At 61.9% G+C, this 12,235-nt stretch carries 9 protein-coding genes; 2 read left to right on the plus strand and 7 right to left on the minus strand.

Annotated features, from left to right (window positions below):
* Positions 1 to 188: 188 nt before the first annotated feature.
* On the minus strand, positions 189 to 1,742 hold the full coding sequence (gene pruA, locus VJ464_02930) for an L-glutamate gamma-semialdehyde dehydrogenase (GenBank protein ID HKQ04060.1): 1,554 nt from the start codon (positions 1,740 to 1,742) through the stop codon (positions 189 to 191).
* A gap of 204 nt (positions 1,743 to 1,946) precedes the next feature.
* Here pruA and VJ464_02935 point away from each other — a divergent pair, with 204 nt between their 5' ends.
* Positions 1,947 to 3,272, plus strand: a complete 1,326-nt coding sequence (locus VJ464_02935) for a S41 family peptidase (GenBank protein ID HKQ04061.1) — start codon at positions 1,947 to 1,949, stop codon at positions 3,270 to 3,272.
* An 8-nt stretch (positions 3,273 to 3,280) separates the two neighbouring features.
* Here the strand turns inward: VJ464_02935 and VJ464_02940 are convergent, their stop codons facing one another.
* From VJ464_02940 to VJ464_02965, 6 genes are all read right to left on the minus strand, one after another.
* The gene (locus tag VJ464_02940) at positions 3,281 to 5,965 is read right to left on the minus strand and encodes a PIG-L family deacetylase (protein ID HKQ04062.1); all 2,685 of its coding nucleotides are present in this window, start codon (positions 5,963 to 5,965) and stop codon (positions 3,281 to 3,283) included.
* A 30-nt stretch (positions 5,966 to 5,995) separates the two neighbouring features.
* Complete coding sequence (locus tag VJ464_02945) at positions 5,996 to 7,507, minus strand: APC family permease (protein HKQ04063.1); 1,512 nt, start codon at positions 7,505 to 7,507, stop codon at positions 5,996 to 5,998.
* A 158-nt stretch (positions 7,508 to 7,665) separates the two neighbouring features.
* Entirely contained in the window at positions 7,666 to 8,556 is an 891-nt protein-coding gene (locus VJ464_02950; protein ID HKQ04064.1) for a type II secretion system protein, read from the minus strand.
* A complete protein-coding gene (locus tag VJ464_02955; protein HKQ04065.1) occupies positions 8,553 to 9,416 on the minus strand; it encodes a hypothetical protein in 864 nt (287 codons plus the stop codon). Before VJ464_02955 ends, VJ464_02950 begins: the two co-directional genes overlap by 4 nt.
* A 42-nt stretch (positions 9,417 to 9,458) precedes the next feature.
* Complete coding sequence (locus VJ464_02960) at positions 9,459 to 10,157, minus strand: hypothetical protein (GenBank protein ID HKQ04066.1); 699 nt, start codon at positions 10,155 to 10,157, stop codon at positions 9,459 to 9,461.
* Positions 10,154 to 10,744: a hypothetical protein gene (locus VJ464_02965; protein ID HKQ04067.1), complete on the minus strand. Its 591-nt coding sequence runs from the start codon at positions 10,742 to 10,744 to the stop codon at positions 10,154 to 10,156. Before VJ464_02965 ends, VJ464_02960 begins: the two co-directional genes overlap by 4 nt.
* Positions 10,745 to 10,949: 205 nt before the next feature.
* On the opposite strand from VJ464_02965, the gene VJ464_02970 reads away from it, so the two are divergent.
* A complete protein-coding gene (locus VJ464_02970) occupies positions 10,950 to 12,230 on the plus strand; it encodes a hypothetical protein (GenBank protein ID HKQ04068.1) in 1,281 nt (426 codons plus the stop codon).
* Positions 12,231 to 12,235 lie beyond the last annotated feature (5 nt).

Here is a 12,235-nt window from a genome sequence, read left to right on the forward strand (position 1 = left end):
TGCGCCAACGCAGACAAAGCCAGGGCTAAACAGAGAAGAAAGGCCAAGAAATTGTGCTTCATAGGTAATAGGATAGCTGTGACCGGAAAAACCGGTCAATCATTTAAAAATGGCCTGTGAGCGCGGGCATCTTGCCCGCAACCTTTTGCATGCGCAAGACCGGCGGGCAAGATGCCCGCGCTCACAGGCTACAGTTTCTCGGCGACCGACTTGGCCTGCATAAAAAGCAACAGGTAGTCGCGCCCGCCGGCCTTCGAGTCTGTGCCCGACATATTGAAGCCGCCGAACGGATGCACGTCGACGAGCGCGCCGGTACACTTGCGGTTCAGATAGAGGTTGCCGACATGGAAATCGCGCCGCGCCTGCTCTAAACGCTTGCGCTCGCGGCTATAGACCGCGCCGGTCAATCCAAACTGCGTGTTGTTGGCGATGTCGAGCGCCGCGTCGAAATCCCTGGCGCGAAACGCCGCCAGCACCGGCCCGAAGATTTCTTCCTGCGAGATGCGCGCCATCGGCTCGACGTCGCCTATGACTGTCGGGCGGATGAACCAGCCGCGCTGCTCCGCACTGAGCGGCTCGCCGCCCGCAAGCAAACGGCCTTCGCCCTTGCCGATCTCGATGTAGTCCGAAATGGATTGATAGGCGCTGCGGCTCGCCACCGGCCCCATCCAATTCTCTTGCTCGCGTGTCGGGCCGACGCGCAGCCTTCCTGCACGAACGGCGACGCGCTCAAGCAACTTGTCATAAACCTCGTCAACCACGACAACCCGCGAGCAGGCCGAGCACTTCTGTCCCGAAAAACCGAACGCCGAGGCGGTCACGCCTTCGGCCACTTCGTCAAGGTCTGCCGTTTCGTCAACGACGATTGTGTCTTTGCCGCCCATCTCGGCGACGACGCGCTTAATCCAGAGCTGGCCCTCGGCGGTCTTCGACGCCAGCTCGTTGATGTGCAAGCCGACTTCCTTCGAGCCTGTGAAGGCGATGAAGCGCGAGCGCGGGTTGCCGACCAGGAAATCGCCAATGCGCCCGCCGCTGCCCGGCAGAAAGTTGACGACGCCCGGCGGCAGCGAGGCTTCTTCAAGTAGCTCGACGAAGCGCGCCGCAATCACAGGGCTATCGCTCGACGGCTTGAGGACGACGGTGTTGCCGGTGACGACCGCCGCCAGCGTCATGCCGGCCATGATAGCCAGCGGGAAATTCCACGGCGGAATGACGATGCCGACGCCGAGCGGCACATAATACAGCTCGTTCTGCTCGCCCGCGAGCGGCGTCAGCCCATGTGTGCCGCCGTAACGGATCATCTCGCGGGCGTAGAATTCCGCGAAGTCAATCGCCTCGGCAACGTCGGCGTCGGCTTCGACCCATGATTTGCCGACTTCCAGCACCATCAGCGCCGCGAACTCGGCTTTGCGCCGGCGCAGCATCGCCGCGGCCTTCAGCAGATAGCGGGCGCGCACTTCGGGCGCGACCTGCTTCCATTCTTTGAACGCGGCGGTGGCGGCCTCAATCGCCTTGTCGGCCAATTCGACCGTCGCCTTATGAACGAGGCCGACGACTTCGTCATAGTTTGAAGGGTTCGGCGAAGCCAGCATATCGCCGGTCGTGTAGCGTTTGCCGCCGATGATCAGCGGGTAATCACGGCCAAAGGCCGCTTCGACATTGGCAATCGCCTCGCGCATCACGGCGGCGTTGCGCTCGTTTGAAAAATCGGTGAGCGGCTCGTTTTGAAAAGGGGGAAGCATAGAGAATTCCTTTCGGTTGTCGGGCGTATCAAGTCAGCCTTACACGTTATCAACGCGCCGCAACAGGCGTCAACTTCGCCGCAAAGGAATCGCCCGCCTGCTATCCAGGCATGGTTTATCAGTAGTATTCGCCGAGGCTGTTTTGTTATCATCAACTATGCGCCGACGGAATCAGATGAGCCGGTGGTAAAGGAGTAGACGAGATTGTTTAGCCGCAAAGCCTCAATTCTGCAAGACGCATTTGCCCTGTTACTGTTGCTGGCGGCGCTCGCCAATCCGGCGGCGGCGCACCATAGCCACAAGCGGCAGGCGCTCGAACGCAGCACCAACGATCCGTCCACAGGCGTCGCCAGATTAACCCAGAGAGACCGCCAGGAGATATTCAGCGAAACCTGGGCAACGATCAACGAGAAGTATTACGACCCCTCTTTTAATGGCGTTAACTGGCGCGCCGTGCGCGAGCAGTATCGCCCGGTCGTCGAAACCGCGAGCAGTGACGAAGACTTCTACACCGCGATGAAAAAGATGGTCGGCGAGCTGCGCGACGCCCACACGCGATTCGCGACGCCGCGCGAGCGCATGGAGCGCGAGCAGCTTAAAGCCATCACCGCGGGGGTCTCCATCGCCGAAGTCGAAGGCAAGCCGGTCGTCGTCAGCGTTGAGCCGAATTCCGACGCCGCGCGCATGGGCGTCGAGGTTGGCATGCTGGTCGTCGCCATCGGCGGTAAGCCCGTGGCGCAAAAAATCGCCGAGGCGCAAGCCCGCGTCGCCGGCACGTCGACAGAGCGCGCCGTCAAGCTGCGCATCTACCGCCAGCTGGTCGAGGGCGAGCCGGGCACTCCGCTACATTTGACGCTGGCGCGCGCTGATGGATCGCCGCTCGAAGTCCGCCTGACGCGGCGCATCGTTTCCGATGTCGCGCAGGTGATCGCCCGGCGGTTGGGGTCGGGCGTCGGCTACATTAAGCTAACCTTATGGAAATCGCCGGCGCATAAAGATTTCAAGCGGGCGCTGGATAATTTTAAAGACGCTCCCGGCATCATCGTTGACCTGCGCGGCAACCCCGGCGGTGAAGCTCAGGAGGTCGTTAAGATCGCCAGTTCTTTCTTCAGTACACGAGTGTCGTTTGGCCAGTTCGTGTCGCGCAGCGGCAAAACCCTCAGCCTCTATACGGATCGCGACGATCAGGTTTATAAGGGCTCGGTGGTGATCCTGGTAAATGAAGGGTCGGGCAGCGGCTCGGAGTTGTTCTCGGTGGCGATGCAGGAGAACGGTCGGGCGGCGGTAGTCGGGCGGCAGAGCTGCGGCTGCGTGCTGGGCATTTCGCACTTCAAAAAGCTGAAAGGCGGCAGCGAGCTTGCGGTCAGCGAATTGAAATACATTTCGCCGCAGGGCCATCGCATCGAGGGCGTCGGGGTTACGCCCAACCATGCGGTGCCGCTGACGCTGGCCGACCTGCAACACCACCGCGACGCGGCGCTCGAAGCCGCCGAGGCGACGCTGCAAAAGTCGAGCGTGAATACGCGCTAAACCTCTACTTACCGCGCCGCGCCGCGGGCCGCCCCGGCTTTCGGAAAGCTCACCAGATTGGCGATCATGCGATACGCGCCGGGGACTCCCACCGGCAACTGGCGAAACCACGCGTAGCCCGTGTAAATGTAATATCCTTTACCGACCGGCACGATCAACTCGCCGCCGCGCTTCTCTTCCTCATTCGCATCGTGCGAAGCCAGCAGCGGCTTGTACTGCGCGTCCCATTCGCTGAAGAAGTAAGTGCCGCGCTCCTGCACCCAGCCGGCGAAATCGGCCTCGGTGATCTTGTTCGGGTAATTGAAGAGCGGATGCGAAGGATCGAGCAGCGTCACATGCGCCGTCTCGTCGGTCACGCGGTCGGGCATTCCCTGCTTCATCTTCACGGGGTATGGCGTGAAGTTGCCGGCGGCAATCTCGTTCTTGTTGTACTGCACGATCAGCGTCCCGCCCTGCTTCGCGTAATCGAGCAGCCGCGCGTTGTTGGCGATCACGTCCGGTCTGACCTCGTAGACCCGTATGCCTAAGACGATCACATCGTATTTGCTCAAATCGCCCGAGGCCAGCTCACGAGAATCGAGCGTATGCACGTCCACATCCATGCGTTTCAAGGCATTGGCAAAGTCGTCGCCGGCGCCTTCGATATAGCCGACGCGCAATCCCTGCGCGACCTTCACATTGAATGACAGGGCCTCGGTCTCGGCGCGCCGGGCGATCAGACGCGATTCGATGTGCGGGTAAGCGATGCGCTGATAACTGTCGCGGTACTCGCGCCCGTCCGCCGTCTGTGCCACCGCGACGATGTGGCGCGAATCACTCGCGCCAGCCGGGGCCGTCACCGTAAAGCTGAAGCTCTGCTGCTCGCCTTCGCGCTTGAGGTCGAAAGCGGCTTCGGCAGGCGCCAGCGTCCAGCCTTTGACTTTGCGCAGGCTGACCACGCCGCGCGCGCCCTCCTTCTGATTGTTCGTGACCGTCAGGTTGATCTCACGCGCCAGCGGCTTGCTTGATTGCGGGTAGACCAGCAGCGAAGGCGACACGGCGAGCGAGAGCGCCGGCGCGACCTTTAACTCGCGGCGAATCTCGCCAAGCGCCTTGTCGGCAAAGCGGAACTGCGCCGCTTGATTGATGACGACCGGCTCGCCGGCGATCTCTAACTCGACGGTTGCGCTGATCACGGGCGGCGCAACCGGCTCGATACCCGTGCCGCCGCTGCCCGGCACGAACATATCTCCTTTGCGCGGATTCTTGAGCCAGTAGGGTTCCGTCGCTTCTGCATCAGCGGCGACGGTGACTTTGAAATCGCGTTGCGCCGTGGGTCGGCCTTCCTCTCTTGTGGCCTTCTCTTTTTGTGGTTCGGCCGTCCAGCCCTGCGGCGAGTTGAGGTTGAAAGAGCGCACATCAGCGCCGGGCGGTGCGAAAACTTGAACACTGATCGCGAAGCTTTGGCCTGGGGTGACCAGTTCATCATCAGTCAGGCAATCGACCACCACACCGAGCGAACGCGCCAGCGCGTCGCTAAAATCCGCCTCCTTCTTGCCGAGCAAGAAGCCGACCTCGTATCGCTGGTCATCGGTCAGGTTAAACCCTGCAAGCCCGGCTTGCAGTTGTCTCAATTGATGCAGGCCACGAGCAATGGTGAACGCAACCGGGCCTGGCTTGAGCGGGTTGTATTGCGCAAGGGCTTCGTCAGCCACTTGCTGTATCGCTGCGAGCGCCGGCCGCAAGCGCGCCTCCGACTGACCCGCGAAAGCGGCAATACCGGTCAGCCCAACGTCGATGTCTTCAAAGATATTCTTCTCATCTTTCACCTGCCCGATGGCGCTTTCGACCAGGCGCAGGCGCGAGAACTGCGGACCGCGCCGTTCGAGTGTGCCCTGATCTTGCGAGCGGTGCTGGCTGCGTCCTTGCGCGGCGATCTCGTAATAACTGCGACCGAGCAGCGGGTCGAACTGACCTTTGTTGATCGTCAGCGTCGGCGCGGGTGCCTCCTGGCCTCTGTTCAACTCTTCGCGAGGCGGCACGCGGATATAGAGCTTCTTTGCCTGCCACGGGCGCAAGCCTTCCTTGAGCTGTTCAGGAAAACGTGAAGGGTCGGCGGCGGCGCGATAGGCTTCGGGCGTCAGGATGCCTGAGGCTTGATGATGGCCGTGCCCGTCAAGCGGCGTGCCCGACCACGCCGAAACAATCACCAGAGGCCGGAAGGTGCGAATGACCCGCACCATATCCGACAGCACGGCTTCACGGTCCCACTTGGCGAATGCTTCCTGCGGAGATTTGCTGAAGCCGAAGTCAAAGGCACGAGAGAAATACTGCTGCGCGCCGTCTATGCGCCGCGCCGCCAGGAGTTCTTCGGTGCGGATGACGCCGAGCGTCTCGTACAGCTCAGGGCCGATGAGGTTCTGGCCGCCGTCGCCACGCGTCAAGGAAAGATAGGCGGTGCGCGCCTGACGGCCGCGCGCCAGATAAGCGAGCAGGCCACTGTCTTCGTCGTCAGGGTGCGCCCCCGTATGCAGGGCGCTGGCAATGGTTCCGAGCCGTTTGAGCGCCTGCCCCAGTCCCGCCGCGCCGCGATCCTCGGCGGCGCGCGCATCGGCACTCGCCCGCTCAGGCAGCATCAGACGGGTTGGCGACGCGAAGGCAATCGTAAGCAGAATAACAAAGGTAACGCCCCGGCGTGTTGTGAAGTTTTTCATATCGCCCATAGATTGGTTGACCGAAGGTTATCAATCGCCACTCGACGGCGCCGCTTGCGGCCCGGCAAAAGGCCACAGTCGTTGACGGCGGGCGCGCACCAGATAGATCACCGAACCGACGACCACCAGCGCCAGCGCCAGGTAAATCTGTTCAGTCGATTTCTTACGCATCACCAGCACGTAGACGAAGCCAAAGAGCGCGACCACCGCCGGCACAGGGTAAAGCCACATGCGAAACGGGCGCGGCATCTCTGGCCGCCGCCAGCGCAGCACCATGACGCCGGCAATCTGCGCCAGGAATTGCACCATGATGCGAATCACCACCATGGCTTTCAACACGTCTTCAAACCGGAACAAACAGCAAACCGCCGCCACCCCTCCCATCACCAGTAGCGACACCTGCGGGAAGCGGTGCGTCGGATGGACGCGCGCGAACGCCTTGAAGTAATTGCCATCCGTCGCCGCCGCGTATGGCACACGCGAATAACCCAACAGCAAGGAGAAGACTGAGGCGAACGCCGTCCACATAATCAACAGGCTCGCCAGGCTGCCGGCCCAGTTGCCATAGAGCCGCTGCATGAGGTTCGAGATGATGTGCCGCTGTAGCTCATCATTTTCGGGCTTGCCGGTCTCGGCCAGATCGCGCCAAGGGATGACGCCGAGGATGCTGATATTCATCACGATGTAGATGGCAGCGACCGCGAGAATCGAATAGATGATGGCGCGCGGGATGACATAGCCGGGGTCTTTGACTTCGCCGCCAAAGAAGCAGACGTTGTAATAGCCCCAGTAATCATATACCGCGATCAGCATGGCGGCGCCGAGTCCCTGAAAGAAGGCCAGCGACGGCGTAAACGCCCCGGCCGGAAAATCGAAGGCGCGGGCGCTCTCAAAGTTCGTCACTCCGGCAAAGATCACCCACGCCACCGTCAACAGCACGCCGATCCAGAGATACTTCGCCAGCCGCCCGATGATCGTGATGCGGCGATACAACAACAGCACCGCCAGCGCAATCGTGCCCATCGCCACAAAGGTCGTGCCGGTGACGTTGATGCCCACCTTGTCTGTGCCGAGGACGAAAAAGACTCTGGTCAATCCCGGCCAGATGTAGCTGGCGTAGCGCGCCAGTCCAATACAGCCCGTCGCAATCGACAGGGGCGCGCTAAAGGTCAATTGCCAGATGAAGAGAAACGAGACCATGCGGCCCAGCTTGTTCGGGTTGTAAATTTCTTTGAGGTAGCGGTACGAGCCGCCCGAGCCCGGCATCGCCGCGCCCAGCTCGGCCCACACCAGCCCATCGCACATCACCAGCAGCGCGCCGCAGATCCAGCCGATCATCGCTTGCGGGCCGCTCATGGCGGCGATAATCGTCGGGATGGTGATGAACGGGCCGACGCCGATCATATCGATCATGTTCAGCGTCGTGGCGCTGGTCAGGCCGACGCCGCGAATCAGTTGCGCGTCCGCCGCGCCCGCCGTCGTTTGCGATGAAGCTTCGCTTGAGCCGTGCGGCTCGTCGTGCTGCCGTTCAATCGTTGCCATAATCGATCAACTGGGCACTGCTCAGAGTTTCGCCGCTGTATTTGAAGATTTGCTTTTCGTAGTGTAGCCAAAAGTCGAGCGCCGAAAAAGCAGATCGCTCTCAAATTACAAACATTTTGCAATTCGAGAGCGACCGTTGTAGCAGCCTGCTGGTGACGCTATGGGCTGACTGGGAGCCGGCCCGGTTGCTCCTCCCGGAATTGCGGATTGCCGGGCGCGAAATTCTGCGGGTTCGGCGGAATGTAGATGAAGACCCATTCCTCGTAGTTCTCAAGGCCATAAAGCGGGCGAATGGCTTTGCCCTTGAGCTTGGGCGCAACGCCGACAATCGGCAGGTCCGATTGCCCGAACTGTGAATTGCCGTCCGATTTAAACAGGTGGCCGAGCGGGTCGTTCATCTGCGGCTCATCGTCATCATCATCATCGTCATCATCTTCGTCGTTGGGCCTGGCCGGTGGCCGCCCCACAGCGCCGCCGGGCCGGTTGGTATTCGCTCCCGCAGGCGGGGTCTCCGAGGCGTTGGGATTGCGGGCGGCATGCTTGACCGCCGTTGCGGCGGCAATCAGCGAATAGTCAGGCGTAATCGTCCAGTTGGCGGTCATTGCATAAGCTTGCAGGACGCCGAGGATGCGCGGGTCGCGGGCGCGCACAGGCTCCCACTCAACACCGGTCATCGGGTCAATCAACTCTGACGCCCGCGCAAACTTCACTTGCGTCACCCCGAGGGTGACGCCATCGCGCAGCTTCTTCAGATCCTTCAGGAAGCCATAAGGCGGCGGCACGCGAAGCTGTAAAGGCCGAAGAATGCGCCCGCCATAGTAGCGGGCGATGGCCTTGGCCATCTGGTTGCCGCGATAGATCATCTCCTCTTCTTTCGAGCGTTGCACCTCCATCTTGACGTTCGGCACGACCGCCGACACCAGATAGATGCTCAGGATGGCCAGCGTCAGGATCAAGCCGAGCAGCGCATAGCCGCGCTGGCCGTCACGGGCCGGACGAAGGGCGCAAGCAGAAGATTCCGGCGATGTGGTTTGAGCCGTCTTTCTCATCGCGTTTTCTCAGTCAGCGGCACGCGGCGCTTGATGTCGTACTGAGTCAGCGTCACGTCAACGCCCTGGTCGGTGATGGCGTCAATGCGCCACTGATTCATAATCGAGTCGCCGCGCCCCAGCCGCTTGATCTCTTTCGTGCCCATTAGCTCAAAAAGCCCTTGCTCGCCGAGCCGCCCGATGTAACGGAACTGCGGCTCAGGGGCCGGCTGCACCGAGAAGGTTGCCGGCGTCGAGAACATCTTGGGGTCGCTCGCCGATTTGACCGTGATGGAGATCGAACGCGCCGAGGCGTATTCGCTCGGGTCAACGTCAGTGGCGATTTGATGCTCGTTGAGCCGCCGCGACGGGCGCACGGCGCCATCGAACATGAGCTGGGCGTCCGTCGGGATGATGTTGGCGGCGACGGTTAATGTGATGCGGCGCGGCGTGCCCGCGACTGCCGAAGCCGGTGTGACGCCACCAAGCGTAATCGGCGGCGGCGGCGGTGGTGGCGGCTGCGGCGGCGGCGGCGGAACGTAGTAGGCAAAGACGGTGACGCCGCCGCGTTCTTTATCCGGCTCGACCGGGCCGCTCGCGGTCGTGTGGCGCAGATCGAGCGGCGTCAAGTCCTGCATCAACTGGTAGACGACCTCTTCAGGCTGGCCGGTGGCCTTCGGGGGTGCCGGTTGCGCCGTGCCCGGCTGCGAAGTCGTCGCGGTCGGCGTCGCCACAGCCGGCGCATTCGAATTGCTCGGCTTGCGGGTCGGCCGCGACGGCGGGCTCAAGAACAGATTGTAGATCAGCACGAAGACGAACAGGCCGCCGAGCGCAACCAGCAGGAGTCGTTTTCGTTTTTCTGATTTGTTGCCTTTTGCCATTGATTCACTCTGCCAACACACGGCGACACGGGGCGCGCTGCTTTAAGGTTGAAAATAGGCCGAGGCGTCAACCGCCAATGCCAGGCCGGAGCCGGCGGGGCGGCCACGATGGCGGCCCCCGCCTTCGCCGCCTTTGTCTTCCTGCAACACGAAGTTCGCCGACTTAATAACAAAGAACTGCTTGTTATGCTCCAGGTCGTTGAGGAAGGCCCGCAGGTTCGCGTATTGGCCAAATACCGTAAAATGCATGTCGAGGCGCGGGAAGGCGTTGATCAATTCTTCGGCCCGCTTCTTGCGCTTGCTGTCGTTCTCTTCAGCCTTGGCAGCGCCTTTTTCAAGCGGCATATCGATGCCGCTGGTCAGCGTGACGCTGTGCTTCTTGGCGAGCGCGTTGACCTCGTTAATCAGCGCGATGCGGCCCGTCGCCAGCGGCCTCAGGATGTCACTCTTGAAAGTTTGCAGGCTGGCGAGCGCGTCTTTGATGTTCGGCCCACGAAGGCCGCCGGTTGTCGTCTGGGTCTGCGCCAGCTCGTCGTTGAGCCGCTGAAGCTCTTGCTCCTGAGCGCGCAGCCGTGACTGTTCGGGACTGAGCGCGGTGAAGTAATAGAAGACCGCCAGCAAAAAGACGAGCAGCGCCACGATGGCCGCGCCGATCTCCGCGCCGCTCAAGCCCAGAGGCAAGCGCCCGCGTTTGCGCCGAACGGTGACGCGCGATACCCGTTCTTCAACACGCGTGCTCATTGTGCCTCACCTCCACCGGGGGTGTAGACCAGAACGAGCGTGAACGGCACTTCGCTGGTATCCTGCGAGGCTTCCTGCGTCGACTGGCGGATGGCGAACAGGCCGCCCGACTTTTCGATCTTCTCCATCATCTCGGTTAACTGCGCCGGTGTCTTGCCAATCGCCTTAACTTCGATGGCGGCGGTAATCGGCTGCCCGAGCGGCGCGACCTTCTCGACCTTCAGGCCGACCAGCCTGGCGTCCTTCGGGACATAATGTTCGAGGTCGGCCATCACGCGATTGATTGAAAAAGCGCGGCGCGCCAGCAACTGCCGCGCCGAGGCCAGCTCCAGCCGATCAATATCGCTGACCGGCGGCTGCTCCTGCGCCTTGTTGTTCTTCTGATTTTCCTGGCGGGCGCTTTCGAGCCGGTCGCGCGCATCGCGCACGCGCACGGCAAGGCTGTCGGCACGGGCCGCGACCAGGCTCCGCTGCGAGCTCGTCCACAGATAGAGCCACAGGCTGATAAGCAGGATGGCGGCAACGGCAATATACAACAGCCGATGGTTGGCGAATGGCCGCGCTGAGAGGTTTAAGCTTGTTCGCATCACCCTTAAGAATAACCGATCATTTTGTCATTTGTCATTGGTCATTTGCCCCTCGCTTACAAACCCGCGCGAGGCGCTGAAAAAACCGGTAACCTTGGGCTAAGGGCTGATGACCAAAGAGGCAACCTCACAGCAGGGCAAACGCATCAGCCTATTGGAAGTTCCAGTTGTTGGCACCAACCTGAGCCCGAGAGCGGAGGAGGCTATGAAGACCTGCCCGGAATGCGGCATCGCGCTAAGAGATGAATATCAGTTTTGCCCCGAGGATGGCGCAACGCTCAGCCAAACGCCGGCTTCGGCGCGAATAGAGGAGAGCCCCTCGGCAAAGTCTCAGGCGGTTGACGCCGTCGTTCTCTATTGCCCTGCCTGCGCCGCCGAGTACCCTTTGACCTTCACCGAATGCCCCGTGCATCACACGGCGCTGACCACGCATGGCATGCCGACGCTTGTCGAGGGAACCAAAGGAGCTGAGAAGGACAACACATCGGCGGCAGGAGACGCGCGGACAGCAAAGTCACCCGCAGGTCGCCGGCTTCATCTCGTCTCAGACGAAACCCACTCGCGGCGCTCCGCGCTTGAAGCCTACGAAGAGACGCTCGAAAATCTCGCCCAGCCGCCTGTCAAAGAGGCGAGCGCGCCTGAGGAATTGCCGTCGGCCGTTGCGCCTGACGACGACGCGCGAAGACATCGCCTCTTGGCGATTGGGATTGTGGCCGCGCTTGTCGTGCTGGCACTGCTCGGCCTCTATGCCGTGATCTCGAACGCTTCGCGCAGGCCCACGCCCTCTACTACGAAGCCCGCGAGCGCAAAAACCATCTCGCAGCAGCCGAGCATTACGATTCAGACTCCGCAGACGGCGTCTGACTATCAAAACCAGGCGAGCGTGAATCCGCCTCCGGCTGATGTTTCAAGCGACTCCGGCCCGGCTCGTGCCCAGAACGTCGAGGAGCCACAGCCGAAAACGCCGCGCCACATTGACGAAGCGCCCCCCGCGGCGAGGCGAGCCACCGACGCGCACACGCAAGCAGAAACCCTTGAGCCAGGCGATGCGCCGGCGCGACATCCTCAACAGGCCGTCAGCGCCCAGACGCCGACGACGCGCCAGCCCGCGGCGACTGAGCTGATCTTGCCGCGCGGCACCTTCGGATTGGTCACGGCGCGTCTGGCAGGGGTGCGCGCGGCGCGCACCGCCGGCGGCTATCGCTATGATCTGACATTCCACATGGCCGACCATGCTGGCCACGCCACGCAATGGGAACGGCTCGCCATCGTCACTCGCTCGACCAGCGGCGCGACGCGGCAGCAGCAGATTCCCTTCTTTCACCGCCTCGGCGCCGATGGCACTTTGAGCTTTACGGTTAGCGTCGAGATGCCCGGGCGTGGGCCCGCCGACTGGCAAGGTCGAATCATCTGCACTAGCATCGGCTCTGACAGCAGCGGCAAGCCCTGTCACGCCAGCTTTGGCGCCAACGTCTCGCCCGATTGAAGAGG

This window comes from Blastocatellia bacterium, from assembly GCA_035275065.1.
Taxonomy (GTDB): domain Bacteria; phylum Acidobacteriota; class Blastocatellia; order UBA7656; family UBA7656; genus DATENM01.

Bases quoted from the DNA above. Each gene is read 5' to 3' on its own strand.
- VJ464_02955 (HKQ04065.1), bottom strand. From the start codon at position 9,416: ATGGCAAAAGGCAACAAATCAGAAAAACGAAAACGACTCCTGCTGGTT.
- VJ464_02970 (HKQ04068.1), top strand. From the start codon at position 10,950: ATGAAGACCTGCCCGGAATGCGGCATCGCGCTAAGAGATGAATATCAG.
- VJ464_02960 (HKQ04066.1), bottom strand. From the start codon at position 10,157: ATGAGCACGCGTGTTGAAGAACGGGTATCGCGCGTCACCGTTCGGCGC.
- VJ464_02945 (HKQ04063.1), bottom strand. From the start codon at position 7,507: ATGGCAACGATTGAACGGCAGCACGACGAGCCGCACGGCTCAAGCGAA.
- VJ464_02965 (HKQ04067.1), bottom strand. From the start codon at position 10,744: ATGCGAACAAGCTTAAACCTCTCAGCGCGGCCATTCGCCAACCATCGG.
- VJ464_02940 (HKQ04062.1), bottom strand. From the start codon at position 5,965: ATGAAAAACTTCACAACACGCCGGGGCGTTACCTTTGTTATTCTGCTT.
- VJ464_02950 (HKQ04064.1), bottom strand. From the start codon at position 8,556: ATGAGAAAGACGGCTCAAACCACATCGCCGGAATCTTCTGCTTGCGCC.
- pruA (HKQ04060.1), bottom strand. From the start codon at position 1,742: ATGCTTCCCCCTTTTCAAAACGAGCCGCTCACCGATTTTTCAAACGAG.